18 protein-coding genes and 1 tRNA gene are annotated in these 15,665 nt (G+C 33.9%); 14 read left to right on the plus strand and 5 right to left on the minus strand.

What is annotated here, in order from left to right:
• Positions 1-55 precede the first annotated feature (55 nt).
• The 8 genes from hemE to LF845_RS05200 are packed head-to-tail and all read left to right on the plus strand — an operon-like array spanning position 56 to position 5,598.
• Positions 56-1,069, plus strand: coding sequence for a uroporphyrinogen decarboxylase (gene hemE / locus LF845_RS05165; RefSeq protein ID WP_242819939.1), 1,014 nt, complete (start codon positions 56-58; stop codon positions 1,067-1,069).
• Positions 1,069-2,022, plus strand: coding sequence for a ferrochelatase (gene hemH / locus LF845_RS05170; RefSeq protein WP_242819940.1), 954 nt, complete (start codon positions 1,069-1,071; stop codon positions 2,020-2,022). The genes hemE and hemH overlap by 1 nt, the downstream gene beginning before the upstream one ends.
• Before the next feature lies 1 nt (position 2,023).
• A complete protein-coding gene (locus tag LF845_RS05175) occupies positions 2,024-2,881 on the plus strand; it encodes a UbiA-like polyprenyltransferase (RefSeq protein WP_242819941.1) in 858 nt (285 codons plus the stop codon).
• Complete coding sequence (locus tag LF845_RS05180) at positions 2,882-3,457, plus strand: UbiX family flavin prenyltransferase (protein WP_242819942.1); 576 nt, start codon at positions 2,882-2,884, stop codon at positions 3,455-3,457.
• A gap of 16 nt (positions 3,458-3,473) precedes the next feature.
• Entirely contained in the window at positions 3,474-3,884 is a 411-nt protein-coding gene (locus tag LF845_RS05185) for a hypothetical protein (protein ID WP_242819943.1), read from the plus strand.
• A gap of 9 nt (positions 3,885-3,893) precedes the next feature.
• Entirely contained in the window at positions 3,894-4,340 is a 447-nt protein-coding gene (locus LF845_RS05190; protein WP_242819944.1) for a hypothetical protein, read from the plus strand.
• Positions 4,340-5,158 (plus strand): HDOD domain-containing protein, encoded by an 819-nt coding sequence (locus LF845_RS05195; RefSeq protein WP_242819945.1) that lies wholly within the window; start codon positions 4,340-4,342, stop codon positions 5,156-5,158. The genes LF845_RS05190 and LF845_RS05195 overlap by 1 nt, the downstream gene beginning before the upstream one ends.
• A complete protein-coding gene (locus LF845_RS05200; RefSeq protein ID WP_242819946.1) occupies positions 5,155-5,598 on the plus strand; it encodes a hypothetical protein in 444 nt (147 codons plus the stop codon). Before LF845_RS05195 ends, LF845_RS05200 begins: the two co-directional genes overlap by 4 nt.
• Before the next feature lie 23 nt (positions 5,599-5,621).
• On the opposite strand, the gene LF845_RS05205 is transcribed toward LF845_RS05200, so the two are convergent.
• Positions 5,622-5,963: a cytochrome c gene (locus tag LF845_RS05205; RefSeq protein ID WP_242819947.1), complete on the minus strand. Its 342-nt coding sequence runs from the start codon at positions 5,961-5,963 to the stop codon at positions 5,622-5,624.
• Positions 5,964-5,999: 36 nt separating this feature from the next.
• Positions 6,000-6,614, minus strand: coding sequence for a class I SAM-dependent DNA methyltransferase (locus tag LF845_RS05210; RefSeq protein ID WP_242819948.1), 615 nt, complete (start codon positions 6,612-6,614; stop codon positions 6,000-6,002).
• A gap of 101 nt (positions 6,615-6,715) precedes the next feature.
• On the opposite strand from LF845_RS05210, the gene LF845_RS05215 reads away from it, so the two are divergent.
• Positions 6,716-6,787 (plus strand) — tRNA-Val (locus tag LF845_RS05215).
• Positions 6,788-6,889: 102 nt separating this feature from the next.
• On the opposite strand, the gene LF845_RS05220 is transcribed toward LF845_RS05215, so the two are convergent.
• The gene (locus LF845_RS05220) at positions 6,890-7,993 is read right to left on the minus strand and encodes an ABC transporter ATP-binding protein (protein ID WP_242819949.1); all 1,104 of its coding nucleotides are present in this window, start codon (positions 7,991-7,993) and stop codon (positions 6,890-6,892) included.
• A gap of 188 nt (positions 7,994-8,181) precedes the next feature.
• Between LF845_RS05220 and ugpB the strand changes: the two genes are divergently transcribed.
• The 5 genes from ugpB (at position 8,182) to LF845_RS05245 (ending at position 14,413) form a co-directional block, all read left to right on the plus strand.
• Entirely contained in the window at positions 8,182-9,510 is a 1,329-nt protein-coding gene (ugpB, locus tag LF845_RS05225; RefSeq protein WP_242819950.1) for a sn-glycerol-3-phosphate ABC transporter substrate-binding protein UgpB, read from the plus strand.
• Between the two features lie 79 nt (positions 9,511-9,589).
• Entirely contained in the window at positions 9,590-10,483 is an 894-nt protein-coding gene (locus LF845_RS05230) for an ABC transporter permease subunit (RefSeq protein WP_242819951.1), read from the plus strand.
• A 7-nt stretch (positions 10,484-10,490) separates the two neighbouring features.
• Positions 10,491-11,411: an ABC transporter permease subunit gene (locus LF845_RS05235; protein ID WP_242819952.1), complete on the plus strand. Its 921-nt coding sequence runs from the start codon at positions 10,491-10,493 to the stop codon at positions 11,409-11,411.
• Positions 11,412-11,456: 45 nt separating this feature from the next.
• A complete protein-coding gene (locus LF845_RS05240; RefSeq protein WP_242819953.1) occupies positions 11,457-13,070 on the plus strand; it encodes a glycerol-3-phosphate dehydrogenase/oxidase in 1,614 nt (537 codons plus the stop codon).
• 14 nt (positions 13,071-13,084) lie between these two features.
• Entirely contained in the window at positions 13,085-14,413 is a 1,329-nt protein-coding gene (locus tag LF845_RS05245; protein WP_242819986.1) for an HAD-IIA family hydrolase, read from the plus strand.
• A 7-nt stretch (positions 14,414-14,420) separates the two neighbouring features.
• Here the strand turns inward: LF845_RS05245 and LF845_RS05250 are convergent, their stop codons facing one another.
• Entirely contained in the window at positions 14,421-15,197 is a 777-nt protein-coding gene (locus LF845_RS05250) for a glycosyltransferase family 2 protein (RefSeq protein ID WP_242819954.1), read from the minus strand.
• Positions 15,194-15,664: an Lrp/AsnC family transcriptional regulator gene (locus tag LF845_RS05255; RefSeq protein ID WP_242819955.1), complete on the minus strand. Its 471-nt coding sequence runs from the start codon at positions 15,662-15,664 to the stop codon at positions 15,194-15,196. The genes LF845_RS05250 and LF845_RS05255 overlap by 4 nt, the downstream gene beginning before the upstream one ends.
• Position 15,665 lies beyond the last annotated feature (1 nt).

Raw genomic sequence — 15,665 nt, forward strand, 5'->3', positions numbered from 1 at the left:
TAGTAAAATGGTTATATTCTGTAAATCAACACTATATTAAATAGGAGATATATATATGGGATTTAATACTTTGATTTTAGATGTGTTAGAAGGGAAAAAGGTTAGCAAAAAACCTGTTTGGCTTATGAGGCAAGCCGGAAGATATATGCCTGAATATATGGCTGTCAGAAAGAAAGTAAGTTTTTTGGAGTTGTGTAAAACTCCTGAGCTTGCATGTGAAGTTACGTTGCAGCCTATTGATATTTTGGGGGTTGATTCAGCGATATTGTTTTCTGATATCTTGATTCCAATAGAGCCTATGGGTGTAAATTTGGATTTTAATCCTGCACCATACATAAGTAATCCTATTGAAAAATTAAGTGATGTAAAAAAGCTTAGAGTTATAGAGCCTGAAAATGATGTTCCATTTGTTATAGATACAGTAAAGCTTCTTGTGAAAGAGTTGAATGTGCCTTTGATCGGTTTTTCAGGGGCCCCATTTACGCTGGCATGTTATATGGTTGAGGGTGGAGGTTCTAAGAATTTTGTAAAAATCAAGACATTAATGCATACTGAAAGGGAAGCATATAATCTTTTAATGGATAAAATTACGGAATCAACTGTTGAATATTTACAGGCACAGATTGATAACGGGTGTAAAATTGTTCAAGTTTTTGATACCTGGGCAGGAATAGTTTCACCTAAAGATTACAGTGAATTGGTATTTCCTTATGTTAAAAAGATTGTTGATTCATTAAAGGGTGCTCATGTCATATATTTTGCAAAGGATTCTGCAACATTTTACAGTAAAATTAAAGAGCTGGGCTGTGCCGGAATTGGTGTGGACTGGAAGATTGAGCTTGATGAGGCTGCAAAACTGTTAGACAATAAGTTTGTTCTTCAGGGCAATCTTGATCCGGTATTGCTTTTTACGGATAAAGCAACTTTAAAAGAAAATATTGATTTAATATTTGATAAGACAAAAAATGTAAAAGGGCATATTTTTAACTTGGGGCATGGTATTTTACCTGAAACTCCGGTAGAAAACGTCAAATTTTTAGTGGATTATGTTCATAGCAAGGAAATTTAATGGCTGATGCTGTTTATGTTATGTATATGGGGGGGCCTGATAGTATAGAGGCTATCGAGCCCTTTTTGTATAATCTTTTTACCGACAGAGATATTATTGATTTTAAAATAGGTAGCTTTCTTCAATCCAAATTGGCGCGATTTATTGCTTCAAGAAGAAGTAAAAAGGTCGCTGTTGAATATGAGAAAATGGGGGGCGCATCCCCTCAACTTAAGATTGCCGAAAGCCTCTTTTTAAAAGTTTCTGAAATTTATAAATCTCAATATGGAAAAGAGTTAAAAGTTATTTTTGGTATGACCTATTATAAGCCTTATATAGAAGAAACTTACAAGGAGCTTGTTCTTGAGGAGTTTGAAAAAGTAACTGTTATGACTCTGTATCCTCAATACTCCTACACTACGAGCGGTGTATGTTTTAAAAGGTTTTATGCTCAAACCTTTATAAACCCTCCAAAGTCAAATTTTAATATTATCCCTTTTTGGCACATGAATATTGGTTACAATAATTGTATTATAAATGCTATTAATTCAGCCGCAAATAGATTAAATATTGCAACGAAAGAGTCAATTTTATTTTTTTCGGCGCATTCTTTACCTGAGTACACATTAGAAAAGGGTGACCTGTATCTTAATCAGCTAAAGGAGCAGACAAAATATATAGAATCTATTGTCAAGCCATACAAATCAATACTTGCATTTCAAAGTAAGACAGGGCCTATGAAATGGTTGGGACCGGCGGCGGATGAAACATTGTATTCCCTTATGGATGAAAGAAGACCTGTAATTGTTGTGCCTATATCTTTTGTCTCTGACCATATAGAAACATTAATTGAGCTTGATGAACAGTATATTAAAAATGCGAGAGAGTTGGGAATGACTGTGGAAAGGGTTGAAAGTTTGAATGATAACGAAGATTTTGCCAAGGTTATGGCAGAAATAATCTTTGAGAGCTAAAATGAAAAAGTTTATAGATTTTTTAAAGATGATAAAAATAGAGCATTCTGTTTTTGCACTCCCTTTTGCATTTACTGCAGCGGTGATTGCCGCAAATGGTCTGCCTGCTTTAGATAAAGTGATTTGGATAATAGTTGCTATGGTTGGTGCAAGAACCGGAGCAATGGGGCTAAATAGGGTTATAGATGCGGAAATAGACCGTAAAAATCCGAGAACTGCAAACAGAGAGATCCCCGCAGGAAAGATTAAAAAAAGTGAAGCGACTTTATATATAATAATAAGTTTTGTAGTTTACGAATTTGCAACATTTATGCTTAACAACCTTTGTTTTATACTTTCTCCGATACCTCTTTTGATATTTATTTTATATTCATACACAAAAAGGTTTACAGCCTTGTGTCACATAATCCTCGGTATAGCTTTGGGACTTGCCCCTATAGGTGCATGGGTTGCGATAAGTGGAGATTTAAACTTTGGGATAGTTTTGATGGGGATTGCCGTACTTTTTTGGGTTGCAGGCTTTGACATTATTTATGCCTTACAGGATATCGATTTTGATAGACAGGAAAACCTTCATTCCATTCCTCGTTATTTGGGTATTGAGTATTCACTAATATTGTCAAGAGTATTTCATTTGGTTGCATTTTTTGTTTTTATCTATCTATATAAATATTTCAATATGGGTTATCTATATTTGTTAGGTATAATTATTTGTGGAATATTTATGTTTTATCAGCATAGACTTATTAGTAAAGATGATTTGTCCCGAGTAAATATTGCTTTTTTCAACTTAAATGCCTACATTAGCCTTACGGTTTTTGTTTTTACCTTTTTGGATGTTATTTTAATAAGAGGATAAATGAGAAGATTTTTTGTAGGGATTACGGGAGCAAGTGGCTCCCTTTACGGTCTTAGGTTAATTAGTGAACTTGCTTCTTACGAAAATAATGAGGTTTACGTAAGTATTACTCCGGACGGAGAGACAAATTTAAAGATTGAAACAGGTATTGAAGACCTTGATGAAATTAAAAGTAAAATAACAGCAAAATCAAATGTCGAGTTTGTTGATTATAGAGATTTTGCAGCTCCTGTTTCCAGTGGGAGTTTTAAAGTAGATTCTTACATAATTATTCCTGCTTCAATGGGTTGCATAGGAAGGATAGCATCCGGCGTGAGTTCTAATCTTATAGAAAGATGTGCTGATGTGGCTTTAAAAGAGAGGCGAAAGCTTGTAATAGTATTCAGAGAAGCTCCACTTAATACTATTCATTTGAAAAATCTTTTGGAATTATCAAGAGCTGGTGCAATTATTTTACCTGCTGCACCCGCATTTTATCATGAACCTAAATCGATTGATGATTTAATTGACTTTATTGTTGGGAAAATATTTGATATAATAAATATAGAGCACTCTTTATTTAAAAGATGGAACTAATACTAAAGGGGGTAAGATGAAAGTTATTTGTTCAAAGTGTGGGGTTGATTTCTTTGTAAAGGATAAAAAGCGCTTTTCATGTCCGTCCTGTTCTCAGGAATTTGACTTGAAATCTAAAGACGATCAGTTTGAGGTTAAAACATTAAATGGGATAATTTTCCCCGAATTAAATTATGAAGATATCAAACGTGGTATATTAGATGGAAAATTTCTGTCGGTTGATTTTGTAAAATCAAATTTTAAGCCTTGGATGAAATTGAAAGATTCCGAATTTGGTTCATTATTTAAGAGTGGAGCTGAAAAGGTGAGCTCAGGTAAAAGTAGTGCATGGCTTTGGTTTTTTCTACTTTCGCTTGGGGTAAATATGCTGTTGTTATTTTTTATATATCTTCAGAAACTAAAAATAGACTCATTACTTGGAAATTAGGAGGATACTATGGAAAAAGATAAGAATTTTGAATGGATTAAGGAGAAATTAAATAAGGGGAAAGAAGAGTTAGTTAAATTTACTAAAATTAGCAAAGTCAAGATAGAAATTGCCTCTACAAAAAAGAAAATGGATGAAAAATTTAAAAACTTAGGACTTAAAGTTTATCAAATGAGCAAAGAAGGGGAAATTTTACCGGAAACCCTTGAATTAGATTTTGAAAAGATAAAAGAGCTTGAAAATTCTATTGCAGAACTTGAAGAGTTTATTAATGAGTTGAGAGAAAAAGGTTTTAAAGAGGATGATGATTTGGATGCTGATGATAAAAGTGAAGATATAGTTGAGCCTGATGAAGTTATTTTGGAGCAAACTGAAGAAATTGTAGAAGTAAATGTGAACGAAGAAGCTACAATTGATGCAGAGGAAGCCAAAGAAGATGGGGAGAAAAATAAATAATGGGTCATATTAGTTACGAAAAGATAAAAGAACTTCCGCCAATGCCTCAAATTGCAAAAAAGGTAATTGATCTGCTGGAAGACCCGGATTTTAGTTTTGCGGAGCTTGTAAGGATAATATCAAAGGACGCCAATATAACTGTTGCAATTTTAAAGCTGGCAAATTCAGCCTTTTATTCTCCCAAAAATGAGATTGTAAACCTTACTCAGGCGATGTCATATTTAGGAGTAAAGGCGATAAAAAGCCTTGTTATCTCTCTGTCCACAAAATCTCTCTTTAATCATGGCAGAGTTAACTTGATTGACCAGAAATTATGGGAACATTCCGTTGCTACTGCGATTATGTCAAGGTTGATAATGTTGAAAGTGGATAAAAAATTGGTGGAAGAGGCTTTCTTACTTGGGCTTATCCATGATTTGGGTGTTTCCGTAATGAAGATGAATATTGATAATTACGATGATATTCTTCAGGAAGTTTTTAATGAAAAGTTAAACTTATTGGATTTGGAAAATGATAGGGTAGGGTTTAATCATGCTCAGGTTGGCTCTGAAGTTATGAAATATTGGAACATGCCAGAGCTTTATCAGGATGTAGTTTTAAACCACCACACTCCGGAAAATTCTGAAAATACATCTTTAGTATATGTTTTATATATAGCTAATAATGTATTAAAAGAGCTTGGAATCGGAATAGGTGGATATAATGAAAATTTTACAGAGTGTCTTGAAAAAATTGGACTTGACTTGGAAAACTTTGAAGAGATAAAAGTAATGTTTACAGAAGTTTATAAATCTGAGAAGGAGCTATTTGCTATATGAGACTACTAAGATTGTTTTTGTATTTTACGCTAACACTTTTTATGTTGTCCTGTAGTCTCACATTTCCTTATAAAACATCGAAGTCACTCAGGGAAACTTATGCGCATGTGGTTTCAGGAGATGGTATCAAGTTTTATTACAATATAGGTAAAAATGGAAATTTAGATATATCAATTAAGAATGTTTCAGGTTTGATGTATAAAACCCTGGATCTTGACGTTAGTGATAATACGGGGAAATTGAATGTATATAAGAGTTATGTCAATGTTAAAAATTTGGGAGTAAGAAATCTGAATATAACGCTTAATGACAATACTAAATTTGTCAGAATTAAATATACATATTTACCCGTCAAGGAAGACTCATTTTTAAATCCAAACTATGGGTTTGAAGATTTGCCTGACATAAGTGGAAATGCAACATTACTTATAAAATATTAAAAGGCGGTTAAAACCGCCTTTTTTTATCCGCATGTTTCAGGTGTGTCTGAATCAAGTCCGTGATCTTTCAAATACACTCTGATATTTTCATAAACTTTATCGCTTAAGTTAATTTTTTCAAGCTCACCATTTTTATGATACCTTTTGAGCCCGGCCATATCGTTATTAAACATTGATAGCCATTGAGCACCTGTATAAGACATAGGTGTAATGACCTTTACCCCCTCAATGTTACCTTTGTGACACTCTTTGTAACAATACTTTTTAAACTTTCTTCTACCATCCTTTGAGTTTGCCGCAAAAGCACTAGTAACCATAAGAGCAACCATTACCAAAACAAAAAAAAGTGTGATGCTTCTTTTCATAAAAGCCTCCTTTAATAAATTTATTGCAAATGCAAGTTATTTTTCATAAATGTGCATAAAGACAGGGTATTTCCTTTCATTGCCATTTACCAACTTATTTATTATATAAGGTACTGTTGCCGAGATGAGCGTTAGTTTCAAGTCACTTACATATTCCTTTAATTCTTTCTGATTTATTCCGTTGTGAATTGCTGATTTATCAGGGTGATAACTTCCATCCTCCTCATCAAGGTCACAAATTATCAATTTGCCTGATTTTTTTAACAGAGAGGTTAGTTTGAAAAGTGCATCTTTTATGTTTTCAATATGGTGAAAAGTCATAAGGGTCATAATTGCATTATATTTTTCTTTAAGTAACTCTTCAGTGTTCGTTATATCAAGGTGAATTGCGTTAATGTTAGGTATGTTGTGATCTAAAATTTTCTTTTTAAGTATTTCTATCATTTTGGCTGAATTGTCATACATATCTATCTGTTTTACATCGTTAACAAAATTTAGGCCCAAAAGCCCTGTCCCACAACCAAAATCGGCAATTACATGATCTTTATTCAGTTTACAAAGTCGTCTTATATTGTCTGCAATTATTTTTGCACGTTCAATGTGCATAGGATTTTCATCATATGTAACTGCTTTATAATCAAAGTTGTTCATCCTTATCTCCCAATAAACATTCAAATTCTATACCATCTAAAAAAATTGTAAAGTAAAACTTGAAGTTTTTGTGAAAATAATTTATAAGCTAAACTCATGATAGGAACGTAGCTCAGTGGGAGAGCATTGCCTTGACGTGGCAAGGGTCAGGGGTTCGACCCCCCTCGTTCCTATTTTTTTTGTATTATCATTTTTGTCACTTTTTGGGCAAAGGTGCTTTAAATTAATAAAACGGACAGATATGAAAAATGGGGGCAAAGCCCCCTTTTTTGATGTTAATAGATAGATTTCTCTGTTTCGGTATCAAATATATGCAAGTGATCCAAATTGAAAGTCATTTGAAGTTTTTCATCTACAGAAAAGATTCTTCTTCCTTCTGACTTGGCAATTAAATTTGTTCCGTAAAAATCCATATGGAGGCTTGTTTCGTTGCCGAGAGGTTCAACAATTTGAATAACCCCCTCAGTATTGTATAAAAATTTTCCTTTAGACTGTTCATGATCGTTTGATAAAAAGATATCTTCAGTTCTTAATCCCATGATAATTTTTTGCCCTTCTCTAATTTGGGCATCCTTTTTTTCAGGGATAGGTATTAATAATTTATCATTAAGTCTTATTTTGAGAGCACCGTTTTCATTTATTATTACCCCTTGACGAAGATTCATCGGAGGCGAGCCTATAAATCCTGCCACAAAAACATTTGCAGGGTTTTGGAAAATATCAAGGGGCGTACCTACCTGTTCAATGTATCCGTTTCTCATTATCACTATTCTGTCGGCAAGTGTCATAGCTTCTATTTGATCGTGCGTAACGTAAATTATTGTGTTTTGAACTTTTTGATGGAGTTGCTTTATTTCAAGCCTCATCTGAGTTCTGAGTTTTGCATCAAGATTAGATAAGGGCTCGTCAAAAAGATAAACTGCAGGTCTTCTGACAATTGCTCGTCCCATTGCAACTCTTTGACGCTGACCACCTGAAAGCTCATGAGGTTTTCTGTGGAGTAATTCTTTTAATTCTAATATTTCTGCTGCTTCGTTGACACGCTTGTCGATTTCATCCTTAGGCATCTTTCTTAATTTTAATCCAAATGCCATATTTTTGTAAACATTCATATGGGGATAAAGAGCGTAGTTTTGAAATACCATAGCCACATCTCTGTCTTTTGGAGCCAAATTATTTACTACTTTATTGTTAATTTCAATCGTACCACTTGATATTTCTTCGAGTCCTGCAATCATTCTTAGTACGGTTGACTTGCCACAGCCCGATGGCCCGACTAAAACGACAAATTCTTTGTCTTTGACTTCCAGGTTTATCCCGTGTACAACCTCAAGATTGCCGTATTTTTTTACGACATCTTTTAATATTACATTTGCCATAAATAAAAACTCCGTAAATTTTTATATAATGTTTAATATAATCTAACAGTTGAGGACTATAAAACAAAAAAATATTCTTATCCAGATTTTTTTTTAAAATGTTTAAAAAAAGTTTGTATTTTGAAAAAAATATGATTAAGTAGCCCTGTTACAGGGTAAGTTTGTAATAAAATATCTTGGAGGAATGTATGTCGTTTAAAAGAATTAGTTTAATTCTGACACTTGTTTTTGTGTTTAGTTTTATTGAAAGCGCTTTTGCAAAGCCTATTGAAATTCATTGGTGGCATGCAATGCGTGGGTCTCGTGGAGAAGTAGTTCAGAAGATAGTTGACGATTTTAATAAGTCTCAATCTGACTACAAAGTTATTGCAACTTATAAAGGTGAATATGATGAAGTTCTCAATGCTGCAATAGCCGCGGTGCGTGCAGGGAAACAGCCTCATATTATTCAAGTGTTTGAAGTTGGGACACAGACTATGATGATGTCAGGCATGGTTTATCCTGTATATAAGCTTATGGATGACTACGGATACAAAATAGACTGGTCAAGATACCTTCAGCCTGTTCTTTCATATTATGTAAATGAAGATAATAAGCTTATGTCTATGCCTTTTAACTCTTCTACGCCTGTTATGTATTATAATGTAGATATGTTTAAAAAGGCAGGCATTGGCAGATTATCCAAAGAGAAGCCTATCACTTGGGACGAGCTTGGAGAGATTACTGAAAAGATAGCTAAGTTAGGTGTTAAGGGTGGACTTGTAACTGCATGGCAGTCATGGACACAAATTGAAAACTACAGTGCTATACATGATTTACCTTTTGCTACAAAGGCTAACGGATACGAAGGGCTTGATGTTCAGCTTACAATAAATAATGACAAAGTAGTTAATCATATCGCAAGATTAAAGAAATGGATGGACGACGGCAATCGTTTCTTTTACGGCGGTCAAAAGTATCAAGGGCCAAAATCTGAATTTATTGCTCAGAATGCAGGTGTATACATAGACTCTATTAGTGCTATTGCTAAACTTCAGAGCTCAGTAAAAGATTTTGAATGGGATATTGCTCCTCTTCCTGTCGAGTCATGGATGGCAGAGCCTCAAAATAGTATTATTGGTGGAGCTTCACTTTGGGTATTCAAGGGTAAAAAGAAAAATGAATACAAAGGTGTAGCAGCTTTTATGAAATATCTTGCTAATACTGACGTCCAGATTTTATGGCATAAAGAGACTGGTTATTTCCCAATTACTCTTGATGCGTATGAGAAGTTGAAGTCTGAAGGATACTATGAGAAGTATCCTTATCAGGAAGTAGGTATCAAACAGCTTACTCGTCGTAATCCTACAAAATCCTCAAGAGGTATTCGTTTGGGTTACTTTGTCCAAATTCGTAATATAATTAACGAAGAGTTAGAATTAGTGTGGAATGGCAAAAAAACTGCGAAAGAAGCTCTTGATTCTGCTGTTGAAAGAAGTAATATCAAATTAAGCGAATTTGCTAAGACATATAAGTAATTAATTTAAAATATTAAATATGAAATATATGAGGGCGCCATTTGAAAAATAGGCGCCCTCATAATTGGGAAAGGTTGCTATGTTAAGAAAACGCTCATATTTTAAGTCAAAAGGGTTAGCTTACTTATTAGTGCTGCCTCAAATAATTATTACTGCAACATTTTTTTATTGGCCTGCTATACGCGGTATTGTTTCCTCTTTTATGAGGTCAGATCCTTTTGGATTAAAAAGCACTTTTATATGGTTTGATAATTATATCAATCTTTTTAAAGACCCTTTATATTTAAAATCTATAGTTATAACTCTGATTTTTAGCGGCTCTGTTGCGCTGCTTTCCATATCTTGCGGTCTGTTTTTGGCCTCTATGGCAAATAGGGCCTTACGCTTTACCGCACTTACCAGGACTTTGTTAATATGGCCTTATGCTGTTGCGCCTGCTATTTCAGGTATATTATGGCTTTTTTTGTTGCACCCATCATATGGTGTTGTTGCAATCTGGTTAAACAGAGTATTCGGGCTAAATTGGAACCCTCTGCTTTCAAGTAGGGATGCTATGTTAATGGTTGTATTAGCAAGTTCTTGGAAAAATATTAGCTATAACTTTGTATTTTTTCTTGCAGGGTTACAAGCAATACCAAAATCGCTTATTGAGGCAGCTGCTATGGATGGTGCTAGCCCTTTCAGACGATTTTGGAGTATTACTTTTCCATTATTGTCACCAACAATGTTTTTTGTTACGGTTATGACTATTATTTTTTCTTTCTTTGAATCATTTGGTGTTATTCATGCTGTTACTCAAGGTGGTCCTGGTGGTTCTACAAACATTTTGGTATATAAAGTTTATCAAGATGGTTTTATAGGGCTAAACCTTGGTTCATCTTCCGCACAATCGGTTGTATTGATGCTGCTAATAGTTTTCATTACAATATTACAATTTAAATTTGTTGAACGTAAAGTTCAATACACAGGGTAAAATTATGATGGTAGAAAAGACTCCCAAACTTGATTTTTTTACATATGTGGCTTTAATAGTAGGTATTGTGGTAGTTGGGTTTCCTATATTGTATGCCATTATTGCAGCTACTTTGCCTTTGGAGGAAGTTTCAAAAGTTCCTATGCCTATGATTCCGGGTGACCAACTATTGGTAAACATAAAGGAAGCCTGGGTAAGAGGGGATTTGGGAACGCAACTTTTTAATTCTTTTATTATGGCATCGGGGATTACAATTGGTAAAATAGTGGTTTCTCTATTTGGTGCATTTTCAATTGTGTATTTTGATTATCGTTTTAGGACATTAGTATTTGCTACAGTATTTTGTACGTTGATGTTACCTGTGGAGGTAAGGATAGTGCCAACTTATGAAATGGCAGCAAATCTATTTGGACCTTTACAGGGTGTTTGGAATGCATTGGGTTTGGATTCGATTATAAGCTGGTTTGCTGGTCACGATATTGAAGTTAGCTTTGAGCTTAGTCTCCTTGATAGTTATGCCGGGCTGATATTACCACTGACGGCTTCAGCAACATGTACATTCTTGTTTAGACAGTTTTTCCTTACAATTCCTGAAGAGTTGTGTGAAGCGGCTAAAATGGACGGTGCTTCCCCTATGACCTTTTTCTGGAAGATTCTTGTTCCTCTCTCAAAAACAAATATTGCAGCATTAGTAGTTATCGAATTTGTTTATGGTTGGAATCAGTATCTTTGGCCTCTTTTAATTACCACTAATCAAAAGATGACTACAGCTGTAATAGGTCTGCAGCACTTAATACCGTCTCCTGAAGATCCACCTGATTGGCATATAGCAATGGCAGGTACCTTGCTTGTTGTACTTCCGCCTGTACTTGTGGTTCTTTTTATGCAAAGATGGTTTGTAAAAGGGCTGGTAGAAAGAGAAAAATAATTTATTTTTTGTTTTTGTAAATTTATAGTTGATTGCGAGGTTTGGATGAACAGACGAGAACATGTAAAAAAACTAAATGAAAAAGATACGTTTGACTTATTGGTAATAGGTGGTGGAGCTACTGGAGGTGGTATCGCGGTTGATGCAGCATCAAGAGGGCTAAGTGTGCTGCTTGTGGAAAAGAATGATTTTGCAGAAGGGACGAGCAGTCGCAGCACCAAGTTAGTGCATGGAGGGGTTAGATATCTTGAAAAGGCAGTTAAACATTTGGATAAGGAGCAGTACTCGTTTGTCAAAGAAGGGCTTTATGAAAGAGGCGTAATTTTAAAAAATGCTCCTCATTTGACTAATAAAATACAGTTTGTTACGCCGTTATATAAGTGGTATGAGCTTCCATATATATTTGCCGGATTAAAACTTTACGATATCCTTTCAGGCAAGATGAGGCTTGGTAAAAGTCGCTTATTATTTAGAAAGGAAACCCTTGAAAAACTTCCTACATTGAATGACCAAAACTTAAAGGGCGGTGTTTTATATTTTGATGGACAGTTTAATGATGCCAGGATGGCTGTTATGCTTGTTAAAACAGCAGTAAACCAAGGTGCTGTTGCTGTCAATTATATGGAAGTAACTGATTTGATAAAAGAAAATAACATGGTAGTAGGTGCACATTTAAAAGATAATATTACAGGGGATACATATACCGTTAATGCTAAGGCTGTAGTCAATGCAACAGGTGCATATGCGGATTCAATTAGAAAAATGGACGATGAAAATGTTGAACCTGTATTAAAAGTAAGCTCAGGTATTCATATAATTTTAGATAAAAAATTTACTCCTACTGATTATGGAATGATGATTCCTCAAACAGAGGATGGAAGAGTTATTTTTGTTTTACCGTGGGAAGGGCATGCATTGGTGGGGACTACTGATGATCCATCTGTTGTTCGTGATCACCCGGAAGTTACTAATAATGAAATTGAGTATGTTCTTAAGCAAATTGCCAGATACTTTAAAACACCTCCGACAAAGGATGATATTTTATCTGCATGGTCAGGAATCAGGCCCCTTGTTAAAGATCCTGATGCTACTTCAACTGAGGAAATATTGCGAAATCACTACATTGAAGTGAGTAAGTCAAAGCTTGTAACCATTACCGGTGGAAAGTGGACAAGCTATCGTCATATGGCCGAAGATGTCGTAGATAGAGTAATAAAAGAGTTTTCATTTAATGCAAAACCATGCATTACTTCAGACTTAAAAATAGCAGGTGGGGAAAATTTTAACCCGGAAGGGAATAAGTTACTTCAGAAAAAATATAATATTGACCATGATATTGCTCTTCATTTGCATAAGTCATACGGCTCTTTAGCAGAAGAGGTTATTAATTCATGTGAAAAAGAGAAGGCTTTTGTTAGACTTGAGACTGGTCATCCTTACGTTGAGTCTGAAGTTTATTACTGTGTTAGAAATGAGATGGTAGTGCATGTAGTTGATTTTTTAATTAGAAGAATTCCTCTCGGTTTGGTTGATATTAAGGCTGCTAAACATGCTTCTTCAAAAGTATTGGAAATTATGGCAGAAGAATTAGGGTGGGACAAATCAAGAGTTGATGAAGAATTAAAATTGATTAGTGACAGATTTGATAAGGCAATATGAGGTATGCTTTGAAAGTGAAAGTAATTTATATCTTAACTGACTCAAATGCGGGTTTGACTTCTATTTTAAAGGGTAAGCCTAAGTCGTTATTGCGTGTTAATGGTAAATTTTTGATTCAAAGGCAGATAGAAGAGTATTTGAAGCTTGGAATACCTGAACAGGATATTACCGTTTTGACTTCATCAGGGATAGAAATTATTAAAGATGCTGTTAGTAATACTCTAAATATAAATATCAAAGATTCAAAGTTGAAAGATTGCCTTAAAGATATTCATGATGATTTTGTAATAATTCAAAATGATAGGCACTTAATTACCTCTGATGATTTAAAAAATATTTTTGATGCAAAAACTTCTGTTTACTCAAAAAACATTGACTTTTATTACTTTTATAAAGAGGATGTGTTCAAATTAGAGGCACAGGACATTGACGATATCTTTAATATGTTGTCAAAAGAGAGGATATCTGGGTGGTGCAATATACAGTTAGTTAATGTAAACGGTCATCCAATAGAAAATGAGGAAGACCTTTATGAGCTGGAAAAGTCATTATCTGAATTTACCCTTAAGGGTAAAAAAGCCTTTATTTTTGATCTTGACGGGACTGTATATTTAGGGGATTTGCCGATAGAAAATACCATAAATTTTATTGTGTCCAATTATCAAAAATTTAAGTTTTACTTTATGACTAATAATACCTCAAAAAATTTGACGGAATACATAAAACGTTTAAATAATTTTGGTATCCCCGCTACTATTGACAGGATAATTTCCCCTTTGATTCCATTGATAGATTATCTCAAGGAGAAAAATATTACAAAAATTTATCCTGTTGCCAATACAAGCATGAAAAATTACCTGAAAGAGCGGATGCCTGAAATTATTTTTACTGATGATGAGAAAGAGTGCGAAGCTGTTGTTTTGGGATTCGATACTGAGCTTACTTATGAAAAAATGAAAACCGCTGCGCTTCTTCTAAAAGATAGAAAAATTAGATATTTAGCTACTCATAGTGATAATGTTTGTCCTACCGATAAAGGGGATATCCCTGATGTCGGCTCTTTTATTGCACTTTTTGAAAAGACTGTTAATCGAACTCCTGAGATAGTTTTTGGTAAACCAAATAAGATATTGTTAGAGCCTATTTTGAGATTGTACAAGGAGAATGAGCTTGCTGTTTTCGGGGACAGAGTTTATACGGATAAAGTTTTGGCAAATAATGCAGGAATAGATTTTGTCCTTGTATTAAGCGGAGAAGCCACCAGAGCTGATGTGGAAGGTTTGGAAAGGTTTCCGGAATTGATAATAAAAGATTGTGGTGAGTTAAAATACTTTGGTAATTAAAAGCTGTTTATTTATCTTTAAATCTATATCTTCTTACAATATTTTCTTTTCGTTTTACTTCTTCTATGACTGCAATTTTTTCTTCAACAGTTAAGAGTTTGTGATACCTTTTTAGAAAACTGATTAATGATTTAAGCCTGATACTTTCCATATATGGCGTATTTAGACTTAATTGGTCATTTGTTATGGCTCTTTTTACAATGGTTTTAGTTGGAATATATAAAATTTCATAAAAAAGAGCAATTCTTAACCATAAGTCATAATCTTCACAAACTTTTAGATATTGATTAAATAATCCTGTTGTGGAGAAAATACTTTTATGAAATAAAATAGAGGAAGGGCTGATTCGACAGATGTCCAATATTTTTGTTAGTATTTTCCCTCCATATTTTTTATGTTTTTCCCCTTGATTTACAAATTTACCCTGTCTGTACCAAAATTCATCGGTATGGCAAACTAAGCTGTTAGCCTTAACCATATTTTTTAATTGAAATTCAAGTTTAAAATTTAACCAAATATCATCTGAGTCAAGAAGTGCAATATATTCTCCACTACTAATTTTTATCCCAAGATTTCTTGAAAAACTTACCCCTCTATTTATGTTGTTTTTAATAAGCACAATTCTTGATAAATACGGCTTTAAATAATGTTCTATATCTGTTTTTGAGCCATCATCGATGACTATTATTTCTATATTCTTATAGGTTTGCTGAAAAACGCTTTCAATAGCATCCTTTAATGTTTGTATTCTATTACAAACCGGTATAATTACAGATATTTTCATTCAAAAAAGTCTTCTGTCAACCTCTTCTTATTCATAATAGTAGAAAATACCAGTATTGTATTAGTCCGCTGTACTCCACTTATGTTTCTCAACTTTTTTATTAATCTTGAAAGTGTGGACGTATTTTTTGTAACAACTTTTAAAATCATTGTGAAATCTCCAGTGACATGATGGCATTCTACTATGTCTTGAGAAATTTCACTCAGCGACTGTTCAAAATCGATAATATGTTGTGTATTGTCAATGCTTATTCCGATAAATGCGGTGATATCGTAACCAAGTGCTTTATAATTTACTTCTGTTGTGTATTGTTTTATAATGCCATCAGACTCAAGCTTTTTTACCCGTTCAATAACGGATGGGGATTTCATACCTACCTTTTTGGCAATATCCGCATAAGGAATCCTACCATTTTTAATCATCAGATTGATAATTTGGATATCTATTTCGTCAAGATTATGTTTCATA

It is taken from the genome of Deferrivibrio essentukiensis (assembly GCF_020480685.1).
Taxonomy (GTDB): domain Bacteria; phylum Chrysiogenota; class Deferribacteres; order Deferribacterales; family Deferrivibrionaceae; genus Deferrivibrio; species Deferrivibrio essentukiensis.

What these genes read in the sequence shown, in the direction of transcription:
- LF845_RS05175 (WP_242819941.1), top strand. Translation starts at nt 2,024, where the DNA reads ATGAAAAAGTTTATAGATTTTTTAAAGATGATAAAAATAGAGCATTCT.
- hemH (WP_242819940.1), top strand. Translation starts at nt 1,069, where the DNA reads ATGGCTGATGCTGTTTATGTTATGTATATGGGGGGGCCTGATAGTATA.
- ugpB (WP_242819950.1), top strand. Translation starts at nt 8,182, where the DNA reads ATGTCGTTTAAAAGAATTAGTTTAATTCTGACACTTGTTTTTGTGTTT.
- LF845_RS05210 (WP_242819948.1), bottom strand. Translation starts at nt 6,614, where the DNA reads ATGAACAACTTTGATTATAAAGCAGTTACATATGATGAAAATCCTATG.
- LF845_RS05205 (WP_242819947.1), bottom strand. Translation starts at nt 5,963, where the DNA reads ATGAAAAGAAGCATCACACTTTTTTTTGTTTTGGTAATGGTTGCTCTT.
- LF845_RS05250 (WP_242819954.1), bottom strand. Translation starts at nt 15,197, where the DNA reads ATGAAAATATCTGTAATTATACCGGTTTGTAATAGAATACAAACATTA.
- LF845_RS05240 (WP_242819953.1), top strand. Translation starts at nt 11,457, where the DNA reads ATGAACAGACGAGAACATGTAAAAAAACTAAATGAAAAAGATACGTTT.
- LF845_RS05185 (WP_242819943.1), top strand. Translation starts at nt 3,474, where the DNA reads ATGAAAGTTATTTGTTCAAAGTGTGGGGTTGATTTCTTTGTAAAGGAT.
- LF845_RS05255 (WP_242819955.1), bottom strand. Translation starts at nt 15,664, where the DNA reads ATGAAACATAATCTTGACGAAATAGATATCCAAATTATCAATCTGATG.
- LF845_RS05220 (WP_242819949.1), bottom strand. Translation starts at nt 7,993, where the DNA reads ATGGCAAATGTAATATTAAAAGATGTCGTAAAAAAATACGGCAATCTT.
- LF845_RS05180 (WP_242819942.1), top strand. Translation starts at nt 2,882, where the DNA reads ATGAGAAGATTTTTTGTAGGGATTACGGGAGCAAGTGGCTCCCTTTAC.
- LF845_RS05190 (WP_242819944.1), top strand. Translation starts at nt 3,894, where the DNA reads ATGGAAAAAGATAAGAATTTTGAATGGATTAAGGAGAAATTAAATAAG.
- LF845_RS05230 (WP_242819951.1), top strand. Translation starts at nt 9,590, where the DNA reads ATGTTAAGAAAACGCTCATATTTTAAGTCAAAAGGGTTAGCTTACTTA.
- LF845_RS05200 (WP_242819946.1), top strand. Translation starts at nt 5,155, where the DNA reads ATGAGACTACTAAGATTGTTTTTGTATTTTACGCTAACACTTTTTATG.
- LF845_RS05235 (WP_242819952.1), top strand. Translation starts at nt 10,491, where the DNA reads ATGGTAGAAAAGACTCCCAAACTTGATTTTTTTACATATGTGGCTTTA.
- LF845_RS05195 (WP_242819945.1), top strand. Translation starts at nt 4,340, where the DNA reads ATGGGTCATATTAGTTACGAAAAGATAAAAGAACTTCCGCCAATGCCT.
- hemE (WP_242819939.1), top strand. Translation starts at nt 56, where the DNA reads ATGGGATTTAATACTTTGATTTTAGATGTGTTAGAAGGGAAAAAGGTT.